The sequence below is a fragment of the Campylobacter sp. IFREMER_LSEM_CL908 genome, from assembly GCF_025771545.1.
Lineage (GTDB): Bacteria > Campylobacterota > Campylobacteria > Campylobacterales > Campylobacteraceae > Campylobacter_D > Campylobacter_D lari_D.
The window spans coordinates 1-24463 of the sequence record NZ_JAKMQK010000012.1; the positions used below are offsets into that span (position 1 = coordinate 1).

The window sequence follows — 24463 nt, forward strand, 5'->3', positions numbered from 1 at the left end:
CCCCATCTAAATTTACAGGCTCTAAAACCGCCACAGGGGTAATTACCCCACTTCTTCCAACTTGTAAATTAACCCCAAGCAATGTTGTAGTTTTTTCCAAAGCAGGAAATTTAAACGCAGCCATAAATTTTGGAAATTTCACTGTATAACCCAAAAGCTTACAATGAGCTAAATCATCTACCCTTACAACCATACCATCCATCATCATAGGCTTTTGATCTCTTTTTTCTAAAAGCTCGTGGTATTTTTCCAAAACCTCATCTAAAGTCTTAACACAAAAAACAAAATCATCTTTTAAAAAACCAAGACTTCTTATAAATTCCATCACTTCAGAGTGCTTGCTAAATTCTAAAGAATTCTCCCCCACTCCCCAAGGATAAAATTTTAAATTTCTTTCTTTTGTAATGCTTGTATCAAGCTGTCTTAGTGAACCACTTGCTGCGTTGCGTGGGTTTGCAAATAAACTTAAGCCATCTTTAGCTCTTTTTTCGTTGATTTTTTCAAAATCTTCTTTTAAAATTACTACTTCGCCACGAATTTCTATCTTGTCTTTATAAGGAATTTTTTGAGGTATGTTTGATATTTCTTTTACATTTAAAGTAATATCCTCACCCACTTCTCCATCGCCCCTTGTAGCACCGCTGATTAAAATACCATTTTCATAAGTAAGATTTAAACTCGCTCCATCAAATTTAGGTTCTATGAAAAAATCAAACTCACATTTAGCTCTTTTTGCCCAAGCTCTAAGCTCAGCTTCATCAAAAACATCTTCCATAGACCACATTTTTGCACTATGTGCAAGTTTGTGAAATTCACTTTGTATAATAGGAGCGATATTTTGCGTAGGAGAATCTTTAGAAATCTTTTCTTGATGAAGTGTTTCAAATGCTTTTAACTCTCTTATAAGTTTATCATATTCTTCATCGCTTGCTAAAGGCTCATCATCTTCATAATAAGCCCTCATCCATTCTTTTGCTAATTTTACCTTTTCTAAATACTCTTGATAAGTCATCACTACTCCAAAGAAAGTTCATCCATAGCTTTTGTAAGTTCAAACATTTGTTTATGTTCATACACATCATGTGCTCTTATAATGCTTGCACCATTTTTAAAAGCCTCTAAATGCAAATAAAGCGTACCCGCTAGTCTTTGTTCAACACTTGAATTAAAATAAGCATTTATCATACTTTTCCTACTAGCTCCGATTAAAAGTTCTTTTTCAAAGCGTAAAAAATGCTCTAAATGTTTGATTAACATCATATTATGCCAAGGGCTTTTACCAAAACCAATACCAACATCTAAAATCACATCTTCTAAACCAAGCTCACTTAGTCTTTCTAGCTTTTGTGTAAAAAAATCATCAAGCTCGGCTAACACATCTTCATAATGTGGGTTATCTTGCATATTTTGTGGGGTATTTTGTATATGCATGAGTGTATAAGTGGCTTTGTATTTTAAAGCTAGTTTGGCTAAATTTTCATTTTTAAAACCGGTGATATCATTAATAAGCTTAAAGCCTTTATTTAAAGCATATTCTAAACAATACTCATCAAAACTATCTAAACTAAAAATACATTTTTCATAAAGTTTTTCTTTATAGATTAAATCTAGGGTATTTTTTAAGCGTTTAAACTCTTCTTCTTTCCCACAATACACACTACCAGGTCTTGAAGAAACCCCGCCTATATCTATATAATCAGCCCCTTGAGAAATCATGAGTTCGATTTTTTCTAAAACTTCATTTTCTTTAACCCTACTTTGAGCGTTAAAACTATCTTCATTAATATTAATCACACCCATAATTTTTGCATATTTTGGTTTAGCGAAATTAGACTTTAAAAATAGTGCTAAATTTTTAAGCTTAAAATCTTGTAGTTTTTCTTTTTCTATAAGCTTTTTAGCTTGATCTTGTGTTACCATAAGTAAGGCATTAGTATGTTCTTTACCTAGTATAACTTCTTTATGTGTTACAAGTTCAGCTCCAACCCTTAGTGCGTCTTGTTTAAGTATATTTGCAGCAGGTGCTCTTAGTTCTTTGATAAGAAAAAAATGAATTTGAGTTTTTTCACTCATAATTTTCTCACCTGCTTTATGTGGCTTTATATATTTAGAAATTTTCTCAAAGTCTGTGTTAGGATTGATTTTAATGATTTTCATTTTTTCTCTCGTGTAAAATTAAAGCTATGGTGCTTAGTAAAATAGTTGGCTTTGCATTTAATTTAGCTAGCTCATAAGCTTTATAAAAAAATTCAATTTCTTCATCGTTTAATTTTATATCTTGTTTAAAACACTCATAGCTTAAAACACTAATTAAATCTAAACATTCATGCTTGTCTATATTTTCATATTGTTTTAATAATGAAGCAATTTGAGCTAGATCCATTTTTTTAAGATCTAAATTTAAAGACATCTTTTCTTTTTGAATTTTATGCTTTTCTATGATAAATCTTGAAAGTATAGTAGGTAAAAAAACATTTTTTGAAGGAGCTACGATAATAAAATATACATTTTTTGGTGGCTCTTCAAAAAGCTTTAATAAAAAATTTTGTGCTTCTTCACGAAAAGACTTAGCTAGTATAACAATAATTTTAGCTTGTGCTTCAGCCATATAACTTTCTTTCATAATAGCCCTTGCCGTTGCTTGAGCGTTTTTGTCATAAGTTAAGTCATTTAATCTTAATTCTAAATCAGGGTTTTTAGGTATGAAAAATCTAAGATTTTTTGCTCCATATTCTTCTGTGAGTTTTTCTTGCATAAACTCAAAATCATTATGGATAATGATTTTATTTCTTAGATTCAAATTTCTACCTTAGAAAAAAGTACAGCCTCTAAGCTTTGCTCAAATACTTTGTATAAAGAAATAAGTTTATAGTCTAATTCCTTATCGCGCGAGGAAAGATAAAAGCTATTTTGCAATTGCTCATCAAAAAGCCAAAGCATACTTTCTGCTTTAGAATTAGCGATTTTAAATTTAAATCCTGTATTAGTTCCTATATAAAAAAAAGCATAACCATTGGGAAAAGAAATACTTAAAAGATCATTTAGCAAATCTATATCTTCTTGGGTATTGCAAGCCTTATTATAAATTCCTTTTAAAGACACAAAAGGCACTAAAGGTCTTGTGGTGTTAGCATTGATTTGGCTTAAAAAATACTCTTCAAACCAAGCTCTTTGCTCATCAGTAATCACAATAAAAGTATAACCTTGTAAAAGCAAAGCTAATTTAGAAGCTATCAAAGGCGACCATTCAAGACGCCTTTCTTCTAACCAACTTGTATAAGTGCCATTTTCTCGGATTTGCTCTAGGGTAAATTTTAAAAAACTATTACTCATTTATACATCTAGTTTATAAACTTCATGCAATACTCTTACAGCTAATTCGCCGTATTTTTCATGCACGATAACTGAAATTTTAATTTCGCTTGTAGAAATCATTTGTATGTTAATATTTTCATTTGCCAATGCTTTAAAAGCTGCTGAAGCTACTCCAGAATGTGATTTCATACCCACACCCACAACTGAAACTTTTACCACTGCACTATCTGTTTCTATATTAGCATTAGCACCTAAAACTTTTTTCATAGCATTAGTTGCTAAATCAAGCTCGTTTTCAGGCACAGTAAAGCCCAAATTTGTAGCTCCATCTACACCTACATTTTGGATAATCATATCTACATTGATATTTTCATTTGCCAAAGTTCCAAAAATTTCAGCAGCAATTCCTGGCTTATCATCAATATTTCTTAAAGTAACCCTTGCTTGGTTTTTATCTAGTGCTATACCACTAACCAAAGCTTGTTCCATATTTTCCTCCTTAGTAATGATCGTCCCTTCATTTTCATTAAAGCTACTTCTAGTAACTAATTTTACATTTAATTTTTTAGCAAGCTCTACAGAGCGATTTTGTAAAACTTTAGCTCCCAAACTTGCAAGCTCTAGCATTTCTTCATAAGAAATTTTATCTAGCTTTTTAGCCTTTGGTTCAATTCTAGGATCGGTAGTATATACCCCATCTACATCAGTATAAATTTCACACAAATCAGCATTTAAAGCTCCTGCTAATGCAACTGCACTTAAGTCACTTCCGCCACGACCCAAAGTAGTAACATTACCCATTTTGTCGATACCTTGAAAGCCAGCAACTACTACAATATACCCCTCATCTAAAGCTGTATTAATATTTGTAGTATCAATGTGCTCAATTCTTGCTTTAGTATAAACATCATCTGTAATAATCCCTGCATTGCGTCCGGAAAATGCAGTAGCTTTTAAACCCATTTCATTTAATGCAATAGCAAGTAAAGATGAAGTTACACGCTCACCACTACTTAAAAGCATATCCATCTCACGACCTGAAGGATTTTTACTAAAATGATGTGCAAAATCAATAAGCTCATTAGTAACTCCACTCATTGCAGAAACTACTACAACTAACTTATCGCAAGTTTTTTTACTTTTTGCCACTCTTTTAGCAACTTCATCAATACGCTCAAGCGTTCCTACACTCGTTCCCCCATATTTTTGTACGACCAGCATTAAATATACCCCCTTTCTTTAAAATATTTTAAAACTCTAATATATATAGGCTTTTTAAAATGATTAATCATATCATACACATCTTCTAATGAAGCAAATTTATAAGCATCAAATTCAGGATTTTTAGTATTTAGATTAACAATAGCTTTGTTTTTTAATCTAACTAAAAAATATTTTTGATTTTGACCATCATAAGGATACATTTTTTGTGCAACCTTAGGTGGAAAATCATAACTAATCCATTCAGGATGTTCGGCTAAAATTTCAATCTCATCTGTACCTATTTCTTCTTTTAATTCTCTAAATAACGCACTTTTAGCATCCTCTCCCTCATCTATTCCACCTTGAGGAAACTGCCATATATTTTCCATATCATTGCGTTTAGCGAGTAAAATTTTACATTCAAAAGGATAAGCTGATGATAGCACTATTGCGGCTACATTTGGCCTATATTTTTTTTCTTTTTCCATGATTTTCTTATCCTTGACTTTTTAATAATATAATTCTAACAAAAAAATACGAATTTATAATCACATTTTAAAGAAGTTTTATGCATTTATATATACATATACCATTTTGCGAAAGTAAATGTTTTTATTGTTCTTTTACTTCACTTAAAAAAAAAGATTTTGAAAAAGATTATCTAAACGCATTAATGCAAGATATAAAATATCAATTAGATTTTTTTATGCTTGATAAAAATTCCATAAAGACTGTTTTTATAGGCGGTGGAACGCCTAGTTTAATGGATGCTAGTTTTTATGAAAAAATATTTATTTTTATACAAAGTTATTTACAAAAAAATAATGAAATAAGCATAGAAGCAAATCCTAACTCAAGCAATTTTTCTTGGCTTAAAGAGATAAAAAATTTAGGTTTTAACCGCATTTCTTTTGGGGTGCAAAGTTTTCATGAAAAAAAATTACAATTCCTTGGGCGTATTCATGATCAAAAAAGCATTTTTACAAGTATAGAAAATGCAAAAAAAGCAGGATTTAATAATATAAATTTAGACTTAATTTATGATACAAAACTCGATGATAGTAAAATGCTTGATTATGAAATTTCTAAACTCGCTTTAATTGATATTAGCCATGTGAGTGCTTATAATTTAACTATAGAAGAAAAGACAAGATTTGCTAAAAAATTTCATTTTAAAAAAAACGCTCCACGTCTTGCAAAACATTTTATCAAAGCAATTGAAAATCTTGGTTATAAACAATATGAAATCAGTAATTTTGGACAAATTTGCAAACATAATTTTGCTTATTGGCAAGGAAAAGACTATATAGGATGTGGATTAAGTGCAGTAGGATTTTCAAAAAATCAAAGATTTTATACTAAAAAAAGTTTAAAAGATTATATAGCAAATCCTTGTTTTAGAGAGGTTGAAAATTTAAATTCAAAAGATTTGTGTTTAGAGCATATTTTTCTAGGACTTAGAAGCATTATAGGAGTGGATGAAACAAAGCTAGAACCTTTAGAAAAAGAAAAGGCAATGTTTCTTAGCAAAAAAGGGAAATTAGTATATAAAAATGGATTTTTTTATAATACTAATTATCTTTTAAGCGATGAACTAGCCTTGTATATTAGCACTTAAACTTTGCATTCACAAGAAAACTTTTTAAGCTCAGGAAGCTTTATAGAAAGCTCGTTGATATTTTTTAATATATCGCTGCAAAAATTATTTAAATTTTTTTTGACTCCATAATACGCCCAAACACCCTGTCTATCTACTTCTAAAAAATTAGCTTCTTTTAAAATTTTTAAATGTCTTGAAAGCCTTGATTGACTCATATTTAAAGAGCTTTGCAAATCACACACGCAAAGTTTTCCGTATTTTTGTAAAAAGGCTAGGATTAAAATCCTGCTTTCATCGTTAATTGCACTTGTTATTTTTAAAAATTCTTGCATAAAATTCCTTATATAAAAAACATTAAAAGTCCAAAACTAATTGCAATAAAAACAATCATACCTGCAAATAAAAACAAAAAGCTTGTTTTAAAAATTCTTTTAAGTAAAATAAGTTCAGGTAAAGAACACCCTGCTCCTGCTATTAAAAAACTCATCATTATACCAAGCGGAATTCCACTGGTAGTTAAAGCTAGTGCTACAGGAATCATAGCAGTGCAATTCATATAAAGCAAAACCCCTATAAATGCTGCTATAAATACACCCAATACCCCATAATCTTTCATATAATTTTGAAAAAAATCTTGCGGAAAAAAGCCGTGTATAAAAGCCCCAATGCCCATACTAATAATAATATATGGCAGAATTTTTTTATATTCATTAAAGCTTTGCATAAATAATATTTTGATTTTATTTTCTTTTGTTTTAGTCTTAAATTTTAAAATTTTACTGCTAATTTTAGAATTTTTAACAAAAATAGAACTAGGTTTTTCACAGCATAAACTTTTAGAAGTATCATTAGAACAACACTTTGAAGTTTGCTCTAAATCATTTTTTAAAAAGTCTTCATTAAAAAATCTTTGAGTGTTTATTTTTGAAACACAAAAAGCAATAAATAAAATCACGCTAAATAAAAATCCCACATAAAATAAAGAGATTTTTAAGCCAAAACTTACTACAAACATCACTACTATAATAGGATTAATTAAAGGCGAAGTTATCAAATAAGCTATACATACTCCAAGTGGTACTTTAGCTTTTAAAAATGCATTTAAAAGCGGTATGCTTGAACATGAACAAAAGGGAGTTAAACTACCCAAAAGAATAGCCTTTATATAACTTACAAAAGAATCTTTCTTTAAATGTTCATTGAAAAATTTAGCATAACGCTCATTAAGATAAGCAATAAGCATGCTAACTAATATAAATAAAATAGAAATTTCAACAAATAAAATCAAAAAATCTTTAAAAATAAAAAATAACTTTTCCATAATCTTTTACTCCATTTCATTTTAAAATAAGCATAACAAAAATATATTAATATATCAATATATCTTTATATATTAATATTATAAAAGTAATAGTATTTTTAAGTATTTTTATGTAAAATGCAAACTATATATTTAAGCGAAAGAAGATAAAATAATGAGTTTTGGAGAAATTTTAGTTATTTTAGTTATAGCTATTTTAGTTCTTGGGCCTGAAAAACTACCTTCAACTATAGTTGAAATTGCAAAAATTTTAAAAGCCATTAAAAGTAATATTGATGAAGCAAAAGCAAGTATCAATAAAGAATTAAAAATAGCAGAGTTAAAAGATGAAGCACAAAAATACAAAGATGAATTTTCACAAACTAACGAAAATATCAGAAAAAAACTGAGTTTTGAAGAATTTGATCAACTCAAAGAAGATATTTTAAATAATACCAAAGAGTTAAAAAGTGAAATTAATGATTTAGAAAAAGATATACAAGAACTTTCGCGTGTAGAAGAAAAAACTCAAAAAGATGAAAAAAATACTCAAAAAATGGAAAGCTAAGAATGTTTGAAGAATTAAAACCACATTTAGTAGAACTTAGAAAAAGATTATTTATAAGCGTAGCTTGTGTTGTTGTAATGTTTTTTGTATGCTTTAGTTTTAATAGTTATATTATAGATATACTAAAAGCACCCGTTGAAGCAGCCTTACCTGAAATTTCAAAACAAATGACTTTCGTTGAATTACAAGAGCCTTTATTTACTGCAATGAAAGTTTCATTTTTTACAGCTTTTTTGATTTCTTTACCGGTTATTTTTTGGCAGTTTTGGAAATTCGTAGCACCAGGACTTTATGATAATGAAAAAAGACTAGTAGTGCCTTTTGTAAGCTTTGCTAGCATTATGTTTGCGCTTGGAGCTTTGTTTTGTTATTATATAGTCATACCTTTGGCTTTTAAATTTTTAATTGATTTTGGGGTGCAAACTCAAGATTTTAAACCTTTAATCAGCATAGGCTTGTATGTGGGATTTTTTACTAAACTTGTAGTTGCCTTTGGCTTAGCGTTTGAAATGCCTGTGATAACCTTTTTCTTTGCCAAACTTGGACTTATTGATGATGCATTTTTAAAAAAACACTTTAGGGTTTCAGTTTTAGTAATTTTTGTTTTTTCAGCTATGATGACACCACCTGATATAATCTCACAATTTTTAATGGCCGTTCCTTTGTGCGGGCTTTATGGAATTTCTATTTATATAGCCAAAAAAGTTAATCCTAGTCAAAAAGAAAATGATGAAAACGATTGATAAAGATCTTTTGCTTTCTAGTTATGATTATGATTTACCTAATGAACTTATAGCAAATTTTCCTATCTTACCCAAGGAGAATGCTAAACTTTTAGTTTATGAAAGATGTAAAGATCAAATTTTACATTTACATTTTAAGGACTTAGCTAAAATTTTACCACCTTGTGAAATCATCTTTAATGACACTAAAGTAATAAAAGCAAGAATTTATGGATTTAAAGAAAGTGGTAGCAAAATAGAACTTTTCATTAATCACCCTTTAAAAAATAATGATTTTTTGGTTCAAATTCGTGGCAAGGTTAAAGAAGGACGAATTTTATATTTTGAAAATTCTTTAAAAGCTAAAATCAAAAAATTACACGATGATGGCACAAGAGAAGTAGAGTTTTTTAATGATGAAAAAAAATTCAATCATCATGAAGTTTTTGAAATTTTAGAAAAAATAGGCCATATACCTTTACCACCATATATTAAAAGAGCAGATGAAGCACAAGATAACATTAACTATCAAAGCATTTTTGCCAAAAATCAAGGTGCGGTTGCTGCACCCACTGCAAGCTTGCACTTTGACGAAGCAATGATAAAAGAACTTAAAAAAAATCATAATATCCATACTATCACACTTCATGTTGGTGCGGGAACTTTTAAAGGTGTAGAATGCGAAGATATACGCGAGCATAAAATGCATTCAGAATTTTTCTATGTTGATGATGAAACTTGTGCTTTGATTAATTCTTCTAAAAAAATACTTGGTGTAGGCACCACAGTTACTCGTTGTATAGAGTATTATCATAGAAAAAAATTAAAAGAAGGTTTTTGTGATTTGTTTTTACACCCACAAAATACCCCACAAAGACTTGATTTTTTACTCACTAATTTTCACTTACCAAAATCAACTCTTATTATGCTTGTGGCTTCTTTTATAGGCAGAGAAAAAACTTTAGAACTTTACCATGAAGCTATAAAAAACAAATATCGTTTTTATTCTTATGGCGATGGAATGCTAATCATTTAGCTTTTTTCTTAATATATTTTTTATCAATATAACCCAAATCTATAAGTTTTTGATAAATTTTAGCAAGTACAGGTCCGCCTGCGCTACTACCACTTTTTCCATGTTCGATTAAAACTACTACTACATATTGAGGTTTTTCATAAGGCGCATAAGAAGTAATCCAAGCATGAGATCTTAAAAAATACTCTAAATCCTCTTCTTTAATACGCTTTTTTTCACTTTGAGAAATTCCAACTACTTGAGCTGTTCCTGTCTTGGCTGCTATAGTAATAGGAGAATTTCTTAAAAATCTTGCTGTAGTTCCACCATCAACATTGGCCACCTCATACATCGCACGCCTTAAAAGTGGAAGTTTTGATAATTCAAAAGTCGTAAAAACACTTTCATTATTGTCAAAATTTACCTTAGTAACATTATCATCAATGCTATGTAAAAAATGCGGTGTGATATTTTTAGCCGTAGCAATCATAGCTGTAAATTTAGCCACTTGCATAGGAGTAGCAAGAAAATCACCTTGACCTATGCTTGTATTTAAAGTTTCACCTTGATACCAAGGTTGACTGTATTTTTCTTTTTTCCAAATTCTATTAGGAACTGTTCCTATAAATTCATTAGGTAAATCTACTCCTGTTTTTGCACCAAAACCTATTCTTTCAAAAACAGAACTAATGATGTCAATGCCAACCTCCAAAGCTCCTTTATAAAAATATACATCACAGCTTTCTCTAATAGCATCTGTCATATCTACATAACCATGACCTATAGCCTTCCAACATCTAAATTTTCTACCACCAAGTTCAAAGTTAGAATCACACAAATATTTATGATTTTCATTCACTTTTCCACTATCTAAAAATGCTAAAGCTGTTCCCATTTTTATAACTGAGCCTGGAGGATAAAGACCATTAATGAGTTTATTAGTAAAAGGATGGTTTAAATCATTAGAAAGTTTATCCCATTCTTCTTGACTAATACCGGTAACAAAAGGATTGAGATTATATTCAGGAAAACTACCCGCTGCTAAAATAGCTCCACTTTTTACATCCATTACTATAGCAGCGCCTGCTAAATTTTCAAAAATACTAGCCAAGTATTCTTGCAAATCAAGATCAATGCTTAAAGTGATATTACTTGAAGTAGGTTTTTTATAAGAAAGTTCTTCTATTTCTTTATTTAACGCATTTACTTTGCTAACCTTTTCACCCTTTTGACCTTGCAAAATTTCATTATAAGAACGCTCTATACCGCTACGCCCTACATAGCTAGTTAATCTTGCAATTTCATTTTCATTCATATCGTTTAAATTTGCTTTTCCAACATAACCTATAACATGGCTAGCTAAAGCATCATAAGGATAAAATCTTTGAGTAGTAGATTTAACTTGCATATTTTCACGCAAATTAAGCTTAGTAAAATGCTTAATCATAGCATCATATTCTATAAATGGAACTACTTCTATATAATCTTGATTATAATAAGAATCTGCTTTTATATAATTTCGTTTTAATTTAGTTATGTTTAAATCAGGAAAAGCATCTACTATAACTTGCAATTCCTGCTCTAAAAGATTTCTGTTTTTCTTTTTTATATACAAATATGGCTTTATAGAGATTGAAAAACCTAATTTATTTACTGCTAAGGGCCTACCTTTAACATCTAAAATTTGCCCTCTTACAGGTGCTAGAAATTGCGTTTTAATGGCATTTTGTTTAGCTATTTCTTCATAATAAACATTAGATTTAATGCTTATATAATACACTCTAGCAAGTAAAAGTATAAAAAAACAAGCTATAAAACCCATCACCAAACGCATACGCATATTAGATTTTCCCTTTAAAAATAACAAAAGAAATCAAAGCTTCAACGACAAAAAACCATAGATATTCAATACCAAATTTTAAAATTTGACTATTATCTAAATACGCCAAAAATACATCAAAAAGATAGATAAAAATATAAGCACAAAAGGTAAATATAACGAGCAAATAATGGCCTAGTTTTAATTTACTTTTAAACCAATCAACAAAAAGATGATAAAAAACAAAAAAAGCTATCCAAGAACTAAAAAGATAAAATCCATGGATAATATCAATTAATAAAAGATAAAACAAAGAAAAATACCATCTAAAATCAAGCTTATTAAGAGTTCTTTCTTTTTCTTTTAAAAGCACTATCATATAACAAAAAAACACGCCAAACAAAGGAGGCATCCAATAATAAACAGAGCTTAGCACTTGATAAAAAATCAAAGATAAATAAAAAAATAAATAAGAAAAATCAAATCTATTTTTTACTAAATTTCTACTCCTCATTAAAACCTAAGCTCTCTAAAATAATTTTTTGTTCTAATTTATCAATACCACTTTTTTTCAAATTTGAAACTAAAATGGCATTTTTATTTACATTTAAAATTTTTGCTTTTTGACTTTGATTGAGCTTATCTGCTTTTGTATAAACTATTATTTTTTTTTGATCAGCTCTAATAAAAGAATCTAAATACAAATCTAAATTTGCATCAATATCTAAATTTTCATGTCTTGAATCTATTAGATGAATAAAAAGCTTGATAGAACTACGCTCTTTTAAAAACTCATCTAAATTTTTATTCCAAATAGCCTTAGTTTTTTTGCTCACTTTAGCATAGCCAAAACCAGGTAAATCAATAAACATCAATTTAAATTTATCTTCATCTTTTTTACAATCAACTTCAAAAAAATTAATGAGTTGGGTTTTGCCCGGAGTTGAAGAACTTTTTGCTAAATTTTTATTCTTACAAAGAGTATTAATCAAAGAACTTTTTCCTACATTAGAGCGGCCTAAAAATGCAATTTCGGTATATATAGGCTGTGGAGCTTCATTTATTTTAGAAGCAGAAGTTAAAAATTTAGCATTTAATATCATTCTTTTACTTCAAATACAAATTTAGCAGGTTTTTTATCATTACTAACTACTCTATAAGTCATATTTTTTCTATCTACTATGATTTTATCACCTATAAGCTCTTTTTTTGACTGCACTTCTATAATTTTTGCATTACCATTAATTTCATATGTATCTTTAGCTACATTATAAACAAACTCATCACCACTTCCATGATAAATCTTATCTTTCATCATAATTTTAAATTTAGCATCTTTAGTAGCTATATACTTAATGGGTTGTTTATTTTTCATATAAATGACTAATTTTTGCGAATTTAAAATATCTTTACCTTTTTTTACTTCCACATCACCGGTTAATATGCTCGTTTCATTTTTCTCATCCAAATAAAAATCTTTAGCATAAACTTCTATTTTTTGAGCACTAAATGCAAATAAATTTAACAAACACAAAAAAATTATTGCTCTAAAAACCATGCTTTTATTCCTTGAATTTTTAATTCTTTTTGATTTACATCATATAAAAAATTATCCCCAAAAACCTCATTCAACCCTATATATGCCTTAAATTTTTCATTGGAAAATAAAATTTTATTTTTCATATCATAAATTGCTTTTTGAGTAAAAATAGAAGTTTGATTTTGATCAAAATAACTTACATTACCTTCTAAAATGGATTTTTCATCATTTCTTACTAATAAATCCGAACTTAAATTATAATCAAGTGCTTGCACTTTAAAATCATCAAAAATATCTTTATCTTGGTATTTTATCCAACGACTTGCTTGATAACTAGCTTTTGTAACAGATGTATTAAGCTCATAATCAAGCACATCAAAAGCTTGCATATTTGCCACATCTACCTTTTGCGGTTTTATTGCAAACAAATAAGGATCTTGAGTACTTAAAATCACCATAACAAAGGCAAATAAACTCATTAATATAGCAAAAATTTTTATCGCCAAAGTTTATCCCATTGAGCTTGCATGTTATTATGTTCAATTAAAATTTCTATCATCTCACTTACCGCCCCATTACCACCTTTTCTATTTAAAACTTTATCAGTTTTTAAAGCCTTATGTGCATCTTTTGGTTTAAAACTATAAGCAACTGCTTCAAGTAAACTCATATCATTATAATAATCCCCAATAGCAGCACATTGAGAAAAGTCTAAATTTAATTTTTCTAAAATTTCTTTAGCACAAGTTAATTTATCACTAATACCTTGATATACTAGATCAATTTTTAAATCTCTAGCTCTAAAATACACACACTCGCTAGTCCTGCCTGTAATAATAGCAACTTTTTTGCCAAGCTTTTGCCAAGCCTCAATTGCTGCGCCATCTTTTACATTAAACTCTTTAATTTCACCATAATTTTGTGTGTAGATGATTTTACCATCTGTTAGACAACCATCTACATCTAAAAAAATAAGCTCTATCATAATTTTACTCTCTTACTATAAACGCACCGGGAAAAGAACCACCATCAACAAAATCCCTTGCTTCTTGCTCGCTTCTAAAGCCTTTTAAAAATACTCTATGTAAACCATCTTTAGCACTTGTTTGTATTGTTGAAGTATAAGAATTATAATTTTTATATCTACTTGCTATTAACTCTGCGCCACTTTTATTTCTAAATGCCCCAATTTGCACCATAAAAGCTCCACCTTGGAAAATATGGCCACTATCAGCAATCTCCCCGCTGCTACCTAAATTAGAATTAGTATGCACTGAACCTGAATTTGCACTTGTTCCAAAACCAATTACTTCAAGTCTTACAGGAGCCGTTCCTGCTTGAATCATATCAATATCTCTTGCGGCCATATTAGATAAATCTATAATCCTACCTGCTACAAAAGGTCCTCTATCATTTATTCTTACGGTAGTTTGACGATGATTTTTTAAATTAGTTACCTTTACTATAGTATTCATAGGTAAAGTTTTATGAGCTGCTGTATAAGCATGTTGATCATAAGTTTCACCATTGGAAGTTTTTTTACCATGAAAGCCCGGTCCATACCAACTAGCTATACCATCAGCAGTCTCACCTACTTCTACTACGGTTGGATAATATGTTTTACCATTAATAGTATAAGGTTTCATAGTGCCTTTTAAGCCTGTATTATTATGCTTTATACTTTTAAAATCTCTTTCTGGATAATACACAGTAGGTGTGCTAATAGGCACCATACTACAAGCACTAAATAAAACCCCTACACAACTAACGACTAACGACTTTTGTATGAGAGTTTTTTGGTAATTTTTGAGTAGTTTTGATTTTTGCATTGTTATTCTCCTTAATTTTTAACACAAGTTTTTGATTAATATTAATCAAGTTTCCTTTGATTTTATTATATTCTTTAATGCTTTCAACACTAATTTTATGTTTTTTTGCAATAGTATAAAGACTATCACCCTTTTTTACTATATAAATTTTTGTATGCGGAATAGTTGTATCCACTTTAGCTAGCTTTACATTCTCTAATGCATTTTCCACAGCCACACTTTTACTTAAAGGAATATACATATAATAATCTTTTTTATCAGGCGGAGTAAAGTCATAATTAAAATGTGGATTATAACGCTTAAATTCATTATAAGACATCTTAGCTACTTTAGCAAGCTCTCTTAAAGAAACACTTGGCGGAACAGGTATTTTTTTAACTTCACTCGATAGAGCATAATTAAGCAAAGCACTATCTTGTGAAATCAAAAAATCATTATTATTAGCCAAAAATGCCATAGTAAGAATTTTTCTAATAAAAATTCTAGTTTCTAATGGTAAATATTTTTTATCAGGATCAAGCAAGATTCTTAAATCATCACTTTTTGCTTTTTTTATGGCTTGGCGTAATTTACCATCACCACAATTATAAGCTAAAATTGCTAAATACCATTTTCCAAACTGCTCTTTTAATTGCTTTAAATAAGCAATGGCTGCATAAGTTGATTTGACTAAATCTCTTCTTTCATCTACATAAGGATCTATCCTTAAACCTAAAGTTTGTGCTGTTGGCTTCATAAACTGCCAAACACCTACTGCTTTAGTTCTAGAAACACTATGAATTTTTAAACCAGATTCTACAATTGCCAAATATAAAAATTCTTGAGGAATATTTTCTTTTTCTAAAATTTTACGGATAATTGGAGTGATTTTATAAAATTCTCTCATAGTATCAACTAAAGTTTTAGAATGCATATTTAAAGAAGATTCTTTAAATTCTAAAAATAACATATCACTAAGATAGCTTGCTTCTATGTCTAAATTTCTTAGAATTTGAGCTTGCTGAGTATAATATTCAGGAGTTACCTGCAAGGCTTTAGCATTTAAACATAATAATACTAATATAAAAAATATAAAGTTTTTTTTCATTATAAACCTTGAAAAAACAAACGATTAGCATTTAAATTCGTAAGTTTTACTACTTCAACTTTAGATAATTTTAAAAGATCAGATATTTTTTGTGCTACAAAATGCGTTAAAATAGGATCATTTACTTTACCACGATGTGGTTCTGGAGTTAAATAAGGCCCATCTGTTTCCAAAACAAGTTTATCTTTTGGAATTTTAGGTAAAATTTCCACTAATTTTTTTGCATTTTTAAAAGTTAAAACCCCGCCTATACCAAAATAAAATCCTTCATCTGCTAGTTGAAGTAAAAGCTCACTTGCATTAAAGCAATGCAAAACACCGCCTTGTAATTCTTTTGAGTATGTTTTTAGAATATTAAAGCTGTCTTCATTAGCTTCACGCACATGCACAATCAATGGCTTTTTATATTCAATAGCTAGTTGTATTTGAGCTATAAAAACTTCTTTTTGTCTTGTTTTAATAGTATCATCATTAGTATTTAAACGATAATAATCAAGTCCGCACTCACCCACTGCGATACATTTTTTATCATCTATAAATTCTTTTAAAACTTCTAAATCAAAATCATCTATATCATAAGGATGCACCCCACAAGAAAAATACACATTATCATAAGTATGTGCTATCTCTCTTGCTCTTGGTAGATCTTTTATATCTGCACCTGGTATAATGATTTTATCTACACCATTTTCAAATGCATGCGTTAACATCTCATCTAAATATCCAAAATAAGCTTGGCTATCTAGATGACAATGAGTATCTATGATTTTTTCACTAAAATCACAATCTAAAAACATACCTCTACCCTATTTTTTCCATTAGCCTTAGCTAAATCTAATGCCTTTTGTGCGTTATTGAGCAAATCTTGCATTTGGCTTCCTTTACTACCAAAAGCAACCCCCACAGAGATGCTATAATCAACCTCGTCTAAAGCTATCAAAACGCTTTCTTTGGAAATATTAACTCTTATATTTGAAAAAGCTTTTAAAGCCTCTTTATTGCTTATATTTTTTAAAGCAATGTAGAATTTACCATCTTCAATTCTAGTAGCTAAATCCATACCACGAATTTGATCTTTAATCTTTTCGGCTGTATATTTTATCACTCCATCACCGCAATCATAACTTAATTCATAATTAATTGTTGCAAGATTATCAATATCAATCAAAGCCAACGCCATTTCTTCATTTTCTTGTATATCTTCTAAATAATCTAAAAATCTTTTTTCAAAAGTAGCATAATCATCAAGTCCTGTTAATAAATCTTTACCCAAACTATACTCATCTAGCAAAACACATTTTTGCATATAATCTAAACAATTATTTACTCTACAATTAAGTGATTCTTTTTGGAAAGGTCTAATCACATAATCATTCACACCTTTTCTAAAAGCTCTTGCTTCTAATGCATCATCTTTATCCCCAACCATAATCACACCAAGTTCTATTTTAGAATATTTTGAGCGAATTTCTACAAGTAAATCTTCCCCATTAATTACCGGCATAGTAGCATCACAAATTACTAATTTTGTATCAGGATGATCGCTTAAATAGCTTAGTGCCTCTTCCCCATGAGCTGCTGCTAAAACATTAAAAAGCTGATTGTTTAAGTTTTTCTTCATTTCTGCGCGTAAAGTTACATTTGCAATTGCTAAAATTATCTTAGTTTTATTATTTTTTTGAAGCATTCTAATAGAATTTAACATTTCATTAATACAATCTTCGCTTTCTTTTTGAATATAATTAATAATATCTTTTTCCATAAATTTTTTACGAGTTTGTCCGTCATTACTTCCTGTAAGAACAATAGCGGGGATATTTTTTTCTAAAACTACATCAACCACTTCACCATTAGGAGCATCTGGTAAACAAAGATCTACAAAAGCCATAAAATAATCATTTTTCAATAAATCTTTTGCACTATTCATATCAAAAGCAACATCTACCTTTAATCCTAAAGTATTTTCTACTTTTTTTGCTAAAAGTTTAGTTAGCATCTTATTATCATCAATGATTAAAATTTTTTCTTCCATGGTAAAACACTCTCTTTAAATAATTTTAAAAAACTAATTATATCATATTGAAATTTACTTTTTGTTTTTAAAGCAAAGTTCTAGTAAATTCTAAAGCTTCTTGGGTAATATTTTCCCCGCTTACCATTCTAGCAAGTTCTTTTACTCTTTCTTCTTTTTCTATCTTTCTTACCCTACTTTCATTTCCTATTTTTTCTACTAGGAAGTGATTGCTTGCTTTTGATGAAAGCTGTGGTAAGTGTGAAATTGCAAAAATTTGATAAAACTTAGCAAGCTCTTTTAAAACTTCAGCTATACTCATTGCTTCTTTACCACTTAAATTTGCATCAATTTCATCTAAAAATATTATCCCACTAGCTTTATTAGTAACATTACATTCAGTTGCGATAAAAGAAAGTCTTAAACGATTTATCTCACCTGAGCTTAAATTTTTCAAACTAGCTTCATTTATATTTAAATTCACTTCATCTTTACCTAAAATACTCAAAGCACAATCTTTAAGCTCTAATTTAATCTCTTTCATATAAAGTTTTTCAAGATAAAAATTAAGTAATTTTTCAAGCTCTTTTAATCTTTTTTTGCGCAAAGTGCTTAATTTTTGGCTTTTCTCATCTAAAAGTATTTTAGCATTTTGCACTTTCTTTTCTAATTCTTTTTTTTCAAAACTTAAATTTTCATAATGAGCTAATTCTGCTTTTTTCTTCTCTAAAGCTTCTAAGGCTTCTTCTATACTTCCATATTTTGAAATCAAAGAAGAAAGTTTTTCTATCCTATCAAGCACTTCTTCTATATCAAAATCAAAATCATCAAAACTTTGATTTTCCCACACCACCCTTAGTTCATTTAAACACTCTGAAAAAAATGAACTATCAACATCACTAATTTGCAAAGCTTCAATCACTGCTGATTCTAATTCAAAAATTTTGCTTGCCCTGTTCCAAGCTGCATCGATTTTGTCTTTTTTAGAAAGCCTTTTTTTTAAACTCATCAACTCATCAAATTCACCTATTTTTGGGTTAATACTTTGGATTTTTTGTATTTCAAAGCTTGTAAATTCTTTTAATTCTTCTACCTTTTTTTCTTCTTCTTGAATTTTTTCTAATTTAATTTTATTTTCTATATATTCTTTATAAACATTTTTATATTCATTTAAAAAATCTTTAAATTTATTATCCTCTTTTGATTGCATAAAATCAAGTAAGTTTAAAAATCTTTCATTTGAAAACTCATTATTTTCCTTAGCTGAAAGATATTTTACAAATTTCTTAGAAAGTAAGGCTAAATTCTTTTTTGAAATAAGTTGATTATTGACAAAATAACGCGAGCTTTTATCTTTTAAAAGTTTAAATACATTTAATTCTTCATTTTCAATGCCAAACTCATCTAATTCAAGCTCATCATTTAACAAAACTTCCACCATTTTAGCTTCGCTCTCACTTAAAGCAAATGCTGCTAAAATAGCCTTAAAAAGCACAGACTTTCCAGCACCACTTAAACCAGTAAAGACAGTAAACCCCACTTCTAAGTCTAATTTTGCTTGTTTAAAACCTAAATTTTCTTTGATTAAAATACTTTCTATCATCACTTACCCCAATTTAACTTTTCTTTTAAAACTTGGAAATAATCTCTATCTTTTTTATGTATAAAACTAAGTTCTTTTTTACTAAGCCCTATAAGAATTTTATCATATTCTTTAGGATCAACCACTTCTTGCCCGTCTAAATACAACAAACAATGCTCAACTTTCAACTCAAGCTCAAAACCATAAGGCAAAACTATAGGTCTTTGAGTTAGAGAATGAGAACAAACCGGAGTTAGAACAAAAATTTCACTCCAAGGATGTACTATAGGCCCACCTGCGCTAATATTATAAGCAGTTGAACCACTTGAACTAGCTATAATCAAACCATCTCCATAATAAGCATTAAAAAGTTTATTTTCAAAGAAAACTTCCACATTTGCCATTAAAGCATTATCACGAGAAAAAACCGCGTCATTAAAAGCAAATTTTTTAATGATTTTATTCTTTTTACAAAGCGTTATTTGAAGCATTTTAGCTTTTTCTATTTTAAAATCATTTTTAAAAAAATCTTTAAAAAAACTTTCTACTTCATTAAAAGAAAAAGCAGTTAAAAAACCTAAATTTCCTGCATTTATCCCTAAAATGGGCTTTTTTGCTTGATAAGCTTGCCTACATAAAGACAAAAGCGTGCCGTCCCCACCTAGAGAAATTAAAAAATCTAATTTCTGTAAATCTTTAAGATTATTTTTTTTCTGATCTAATAGCACAAGCTCTATATTTTTTTGCAAAAAAATTGTTTTTAAAAAAGCAATTTGCTCATTTAAATTTGTATTTAACCTGCAAAATAAGCCTACTTTTTGAATTTTTTCTATATTTATACATTTTTTCATAAAAAAATTATAACAAAACTTAGCTAAGCAAAAGAATAAAATACTATAATAACAAAATTGAACAAAATTAAGCTAAGGAAAAATTTTGAGAACTCATTATAATACAGAGCTTAACATACAAAATGTTGGCGAGGAAGTAACATTATGTGGTTGGGTAAATTCTTACCGTGATCATGGAGGTGTAATTTTTATCGATCTTAGAGATCGTAGCGGACTTATACAATTAGTATGTGATCCAGCGGATAATCAAGAAGCACATAATATAGCTTCATCAGTAAGAAATGAATATGTTTTAATAGCACAAGGAAAAATTCGCCCACGCGGTGAAGGACTTGTAAATCCAAAATTAAAAACCGGAGAAATAGAAGTTGTTATAAATAAACTTACTATTGAAAATGAAAGTGCTGTAGTACCTTTTGCTATAGGCGATGAAAGTGTAAATGAAGAATTAAGATTGAAATATAGATTTTTAGATTTAAGAAGCAAAAAACTTTATGATAATTTTGCTCTAAGATCAACTGCTTGTATAGCAACAAGAAATTCTTTAGCAAAAATGGGATTTTTAGAGGTTGAAACCCCTATTTTAACCAAAGCTACTCCAGAAGGCGCAAGGGATTATTTAGTACCATCACGCGTACATCAAGGTGAATTTTATGCCCTACCTCAAAGCCCTCAACTTTTCAAACAACTTTTAATGTGTTCAGGATTTGATAGATATTTTCAAATTGCAAAATGTTTTAGAGATGAGGATTTAAGAGCAGATCGCCAACCTGAATTTACTCAAATAGACATAGAAATGAGTTTTTGTGAACAAAAAGATATCATAGCTATGGCAGAAAATTTACTTAAAGATATTTTCAAAGCTTGCGGAAAAGAAATTAGCATACCTTTTAGGCAAATGAGTTACAAAGAAGCTATGGAAAATTATGGCTCTGATAAGCCTGATTTAAGATTTGATATGAAATTTATTGATGTGATTGATATTTTTGCAAAATCAAATAATGAAATTTTTGCAAATATCGCAAAAGACACGAAGAAAAATCGTATTAAAGCTTTAAGAGTTCCAAAAGGCGATACGATTTTTTCTAAACGCCAAATGCAAAGATTTGAAGAATTTGTGCGTAAATTTGGAGCAGCAGGACTTGCATTTATACAAATGAAAGAAGATGGTCCTAAAGGCCCACTTTGTAAATTCTTTAGCGAAGAGGACTTAAATGCTTTAATCCAAAGATGTGAATTAGAAGTTGGTGATGTAGTATTTTTTGGTGCAGGGATTAAAAAAACTGTGCTTGATTATATGGGCAGATTTAGATTATTCCTTGCTGATGAAATGAAAATTATCGATGAGGATAAATTAGAATTCTTGTGGGTTATTGATTTTCCTATGTTTGAGCAAAATGATGATGGAAGCTATTCTGCAATGCACCATCCATTTACTATGCCAAAAAATATTGATGAGCAAGACTTAGAAGAAATTAATTCTATTGCACATGATGTAGTGTTAAATGGTGTAGAATTAGGTGGTGGTAGTATAAGAATTCACAAAAGTCCTATCCAACAAAAAGTATTTAAGCTTTTAAATATTGATGAAGAAGAACAAAGAAAGAAATTTGGCTTCTTACTTGATGCATTAAGTTTTGGAGCACCACCACATGGTGGTATAGCAATAGGTCTTGATAGACTTATCATGCTTTTAACAAAATCTTCAAGTATTAGAGAAGTTATAGCATTTCCTAAAACACAAAGAGCGCAATGTCTTATGACTCAAGCTCCAAGTGAAGTAAGCAATGAACAAATGAGAGAACTAGGTATAAGATTAAGGGAGAATACTAAATGAAACAATTATTTTTAATCATAGGTGCACCAGGTAGTGGTAAAACAACCGATGCAAGCATCATAGCTACAGATGATGCGAGCATTACTCATTATTCTACAGGTGATTTGCTAAGAGCAGAAGTGGCTAGTGGAAGCGAACTTGGAAAGATTATTGATAGTTTTATTTCTAAAGGAAATTTGGTTCCTTTGGAAGTGGTAGTTAATACTATCATCACTGCTTTAAAAAATGCACCAACTAATACTATATTAATAGATGGTTATCCAAGAAGTGTTGAACAAATGCTTGAGTTTGATAAGGTATTAAAAAATCAAAGTGAAGTAATTTTAAAAGGTGTGATAGAAGTTAAAGTTAGCGAAGAAGTTGCTAGAGAAAGAGTTTTAGGGCGTGCTAGAGGTGCTGATGATAACGAAGAAGTTTTTAATAATAGAATGAAAGTTTATTTAGAACCTTTAGAAGAAATAACAAATTTTTATACTAAAGAAAATATCCACCATGTAATCAATGGTGAAAGAAGTATTGAAGCTATCGTAGCCGATATGAAAAATTTAATCAATGATTTATTAAAATAAAGGATAAAAAATGGATATTAGCAAAATCAAAGTTGGAGAAGTACCAAATAAACTTAATGCAGTTATTGAAATTCCTTATGGATCAAACATTAAATACGAACTTGACAAAGAAAGCGGAGTCATCATGGTTGATCGCGTGATGTATTCAGCTATGTTTTATCCAGCAAACTATGGTTTTATACCAAATACTCTTGCAGATGATGGCGATCCTATTGATGTTTTAGTATTAAATGAATACCCTATCCAAGCAGGAGCTGTGATTCCTTGTCGTTTAATAGGGGTATTATTAATGGAAGATGAAAGCGGTATGGATGAAAAATTACTAGCTGTTCCTGTAAGTAAAATTGACCCAAGATATGATAATATTAAATGTTTAGATGATTTACCAAAAGCAAGCTTAGATAAAATCAAAAATTTCTTTGAAACATATAAAATGCTTGAACCAAACAAATGGGTAAAAGTAAAAGAATTTGCAGGTATTGAAAAAGCAAGTGAAATTTTAGAAAATTCTATTAAAAATTATAAATAATCAAAGTCCTTTTGAGGACTTCACAAAGGATAAAAAATGAAAAGTATTATTGCTTTTAGTATAGCTTTTGTGGTGCTAATAGGCGCTAGTATTGGTTTTTATATATGGTATTTTGAAGATGATTCAAATACTTATGTATATGATTATAAAAAAAGTAGTTCTTATCAAAGCTACACTCCGCCAAGTACTCAATACAATCAAGAAAGAAATAATATAAGTGATAATACTTATTATCCATCACAGCAAATAAATCCGGAGTCTTTAAAAGAAGAGACTCCGGTACAAAATAATCCTACCATAGATGAAAATACAAGCACTCAAGAAGTCGCGCCAACAACCCAAACAAATATAGCTGAAGTTTCTAAAAATGAAACTATTACTCCTAAAGTAGCCCAAGAAGAACAAAAAGTTCTCGTTGAAAACAACAAACAAACAAGTGTAAAAAAAGAAAAAACAACAAAATATAAAAATACTATGCAAGAATACATTGCAAAAGGTAAAACTAGCAGATATGAACCAAGATTAAGTAATGATTTTGTTAAAGTTTATGTATTGGATGGAAAAAGTTTAAGTGATTATAGAGTTGATATGTTAAAAGAAATGATTAATCCTGTTAAAATTAATTCTCAAGATTACAATTTAACTATTTTTATCGATATGCTTTCAAATGACAATATGAAACTAAGCATATATAATAAAGATATTGTTTTTGCTAAAAATAAGAAAAAATACAATTATGTAGATGTTAAAATTTCTGATTTAAAATTTTTATTTGAAAGAAATGGATATAGTGAATACAGCAATGAAAATCTACTTGAAAAAATCAATCAAAATCTAGCAAGAGAAGATATACTCAAAAGAGTTAAAATTCAAGGTTATGCAGACGATAGAGGTAGTACTTTTGCAAACTATATGATAGGATTAAATAGAGCAATGAATGTGGCTAAACATTTCTTTAGTTTTACTGAGGTTATAGAAATAGAATCTTTGGGAAAAGACACCTATCCTACTAAAGATAAGTCTGATTCTCAAAGACAAAATAATCGTAAAGTAGAAATTAGTTTTTATAACTAATTTCTAAATTTC

28 protein-coding genes are annotated in these 24463 nt (G+C 29.1%); 8 read left to right on the forward strand and 20 right to left on the reverse strand.

All coding sequences use genetic code 11. The features are described 5' to 3' along the window. The 6 genes from ligA to L8U04_RS05930 form a co-directional block, all read right to left on the reverse strand. Nucleotides 1–1012 (reverse strand): NAD-dependent DNA ligase LigA (ligA, locus tag L8U04_RS05905; protein ID WP_263709615.1); only part of this gene is annotated, 1012 nt, incomplete at its 3' end. Between the two features lie 2 nt (nt 1013–1014). Beyond that, the gene (folP, locus tag L8U04_RS05910; RefSeq protein WP_263709616.1) at nt 1015–2157 is read right to left on the reverse strand and encodes a dihydropteroate synthase; all 1143 of its coding nucleotides are present in this window, start codon (nt 2155–2157) and stop codon (nt 1015–1017) included. Beyond that, complete coding sequence (locus L8U04_RS05915; protein WP_263709641.1) at nt 2144–2755, reverse strand: DNA polymerase III subunit delta'; 612 nt, start codon at nt 2753–2755, stop codon at nt 2144–2146. The genes folP and L8U04_RS05915 overlap by 14 nt, the downstream gene beginning before the upstream one ends. Before the next feature lie 41 nt (nt 2756–2796). Continuing rightward, on the reverse strand, nt 2797–3333 hold the full coding sequence (locus L8U04_RS05920; protein ID WP_133319197.1) for a HobA family DNA replication regulator: 537 nt from the start codon (nt 3331–3333) through the stop codon (nt 2797–2799). After that, nucleotides 3334–4536, reverse strand: a complete 1203-nt coding sequence (locus L8U04_RS05925; protein WP_263659611.1) for an aspartate kinase — start codon at nt 4534–4536, stop codon at nt 3334–3336. Further along, the gene (locus tag L8U04_RS05930) at nt 4536–5006 is read right to left on the reverse strand and encodes an RNA pyrophosphohydrolase (protein WP_133319199.1); all 471 of its coding nucleotides are present in this window, start codon (nt 5004–5006) and stop codon (nt 4536–4538) included. Before L8U04_RS05930 ends, L8U04_RS05925 begins: the two co-directional genes overlap by 1 nt. An 80-nt stretch (nt 5007–5086) precedes the next feature. Here L8U04_RS05930 and hemW point away from each other — a divergent pair, with 80 nt between their 5' ends. Further along, on the forward strand, nt 5087–6136 hold the full coding sequence (hemW, locus tag L8U04_RS05935; RefSeq protein WP_263662399.1) for a radical SAM family heme chaperone HemW: 1050 nt from the start codon (nt 5087–5089) through the stop codon (nt 6134–6136). On the opposite strand, the gene L8U04_RS05940 is transcribed toward hemW, so the two are convergent. Continuing rightward, entirely contained in the window at nt 6133–6450 is a 318-nt protein-coding gene (locus L8U04_RS05940; protein ID WP_263662398.1) for an ArsR/SmtB family transcription factor, read from the reverse strand. The genes hemW and L8U04_RS05940 overlap by 4 nt on opposite strands. A gap of 8 nt (nt 6451–6458) precedes the next feature. Next, a complete protein-coding gene (locus L8U04_RS05945) occupies nt 6459–7439 on the reverse strand; it encodes a permease (RefSeq protein ID WP_263709617.1) in 981 nt (326 codons plus the stop codon). A gap of 154 nt (nt 7440–7593) precedes the next feature. Here L8U04_RS05945 and tatB point away from each other — a divergent pair, with 154 nt between their 5' ends. The 3 genes from tatB to queA are packed head-to-tail and all read left to right on the forward strand — an operon-like array spanning nt 7594 to nt 9744. Then, complete coding sequence (gene tatB, locus L8U04_RS05950) at nt 7594–7986, forward strand: Sec-independent protein translocase protein TatB (RefSeq protein WP_133319203.1); 393 nt, start codon at nt 7594–7596, stop codon at nt 7984–7986. Nucleotides 7987–7988: 2 nt separating this feature from the next. Further along, nucleotides 7989–8729, forward strand: coding sequence for a twin-arginine translocase subunit TatC (tatC, locus tag L8U04_RS05955; protein WP_133319204.1), 741 nt, complete (start codon nt 7989–7991; stop codon nt 8727–8729). Continuing rightward, nucleotides 8716–9744, forward strand: coding sequence for a tRNA preQ1(34) S-adenosylmethionine ribosyltransferase-isomerase QueA (queA, locus tag L8U04_RS05960; RefSeq protein WP_263709618.1), 1029 nt, complete (start codon nt 8716–8718; stop codon nt 9742–9744). The genes tatC and queA overlap by 14 nt, the downstream gene beginning before the upstream one ends. On the opposite strand, the gene mrdA is transcribed toward queA, so the two are convergent. From mrdA to L8U04_RS06020, 12 genes are all read right to left on the reverse strand, one after another. Then, nucleotides 9737–11563, reverse strand: a complete 1827-nt coding sequence (gene mrdA / locus L8U04_RS05965) for a penicillin-binding protein 2 (protein ID WP_263709619.1) — start codon at nt 11561–11563, stop codon at nt 9737–9739. The two genes, queA and mrdA, sit on opposite strands and share 8 nt — an antisense overlap. Nucleotide 11564: 1 nt before the next feature. Then, on the reverse strand, nt 11565–12056 hold the full coding sequence (locus L8U04_RS05970) for a hypothetical protein (RefSeq protein WP_133319207.1): 492 nt from the start codon (nt 12054–12056) through the stop codon (nt 11565–11567). Then, on the reverse strand, nt 12046–12645 hold the full coding sequence (yihA, locus tag L8U04_RS05975) for a ribosome biogenesis GTP-binding protein YihA/YsxC (protein ID WP_133319208.1): 600 nt from the start codon (nt 12643–12645) through the stop codon (nt 12046–12048). Before yihA ends, L8U04_RS05970 begins: the two co-directional genes overlap by 11 nt. Continuing rightward, a complete protein-coding gene (gene lptA, locus L8U04_RS05980) occupies nt 12642–13100 on the reverse strand; it encodes a lipopolysaccharide transport periplasmic protein LptA (protein ID WP_263662395.1) in 459 nt (152 codons plus the stop codon). The genes yihA and lptA overlap by 4 nt, the downstream gene beginning before the upstream one ends. Further along, entirely contained in the window at nt 13082–13588 is a 507-nt protein-coding gene (locus L8U04_RS05985; protein ID WP_263659606.1) for a hypothetical protein, read from the reverse strand. Before L8U04_RS05985 ends, lptA begins: the two co-directional genes overlap by 19 nt. After that, nucleotides 13579–14067, reverse strand: a complete 489-nt coding sequence (locus L8U04_RS05990) for an HAD hydrolase family protein (protein ID WP_133319211.1) — start codon at nt 14065–14067, stop codon at nt 13579–13581. Before L8U04_RS05990 ends, L8U04_RS05985 begins: the two co-directional genes overlap by 10 nt. Nucleotides 14068–14071: 4 nt before the next feature. Further along, the gene (locus L8U04_RS05995; protein ID WP_133319212.1) at nt 14072–14911 is read right to left on the reverse strand and encodes a septal ring lytic transglycosylase RlpA family protein; all 840 of its coding nucleotides are present in this window, start codon (nt 14909–14911) and stop codon (nt 14072–14074) included. Beyond that, on the reverse strand, nt 14847–15998 hold the full coding sequence (locus L8U04_RS06000; RefSeq protein ID WP_133319213.1) for a lytic transglycosylase domain-containing protein: 1152 nt from the start codon (nt 15996–15998) through the stop codon (nt 14847–14849). The genes L8U04_RS05995 and L8U04_RS06000 overlap by 65 nt, the downstream gene beginning before the upstream one ends. Further along, complete coding sequence (locus tag L8U04_RS06005; RefSeq protein WP_220566657.1) at nt 15998–16795, reverse strand: TatD family hydrolase; 798 nt, start codon at nt 16793–16795, stop codon at nt 15998–16000. Before L8U04_RS06005 ends, L8U04_RS06000 begins: the two co-directional genes overlap by 1 nt. Next, nucleotides 16786–18030 carry a diguanylate cyclase gene (locus L8U04_RS06010; protein ID WP_263661305.1) on the reverse strand — a complete coding sequence of 415 codons (1245 nt, stop codon included), beginning with the start codon at nt 18028–18030 and terminating at the stop codon, nt 16786–16788. Before L8U04_RS06010 ends, L8U04_RS06005 begins: the two co-directional genes overlap by 10 nt. Nucleotides 18031–18097: 67 nt before the next feature. Further along, complete coding sequence (locus L8U04_RS06015) at nt 18098–19612, reverse strand: AAA family ATPase (RefSeq protein WP_263709620.1); 1515 nt, start codon at nt 19610–19612, stop codon at nt 18098–18100. Beyond that, nucleotides 19612–20442: an NAD(+)/NADH kinase gene (locus tag L8U04_RS06020; RefSeq protein ID WP_133319217.1), complete on the reverse strand. Its 831-nt coding sequence runs from the start codon at nt 20440–20442 to the stop codon at nt 19612–19614. The genes L8U04_RS06015 and L8U04_RS06020 overlap by 1 nt, the downstream gene beginning before the upstream one ends. A gap of 85 nt (nt 20443–20527) precedes the next feature. Between L8U04_RS06020 and aspS the strand changes: the two genes are divergently transcribed. From aspS to L8U04_RS06040, 4 genes are read left to right on the forward strand one after another with little or no spacing between them, the layout of a single operon-like run. Further along, on the forward strand, nt 20528–22279 hold the full coding sequence (gene aspS, locus L8U04_RS06025) for an aspartate--tRNA ligase (RefSeq protein WP_133319218.1): 1752 nt from the start codon (nt 20528–20530) through the stop codon (nt 22277–22279). After that, nucleotides 22276–22848, forward strand: a complete 573-nt coding sequence (locus L8U04_RS06030) for an adenylate kinase (protein WP_263709621.1) — start codon at nt 22276–22278, stop codon at nt 22846–22848. Before aspS ends, L8U04_RS06030 begins: the two co-directional genes overlap by 4 nt. 10 nt (nt 22849–22858) lie before the next feature. Further along, the gene (gene ppa, locus L8U04_RS06035; protein ID WP_263709622.1) at nt 22859–23377 is read left to right on the forward strand and encodes an inorganic diphosphatase; all 519 of its coding nucleotides are present in this window, start codon (nt 22859–22861) and stop codon (nt 23375–23377) included. 36 nt (nt 23378–23413) lie between these two features. Beyond that, a complete protein-coding gene (locus L8U04_RS06040; protein ID WP_263709623.1) occupies nt 23414–24451 on the forward strand; it encodes a hypothetical protein in 1038 nt (345 codons plus the stop codon). Nucleotides 24452–24463 lie beyond the last annotated feature (12 nt).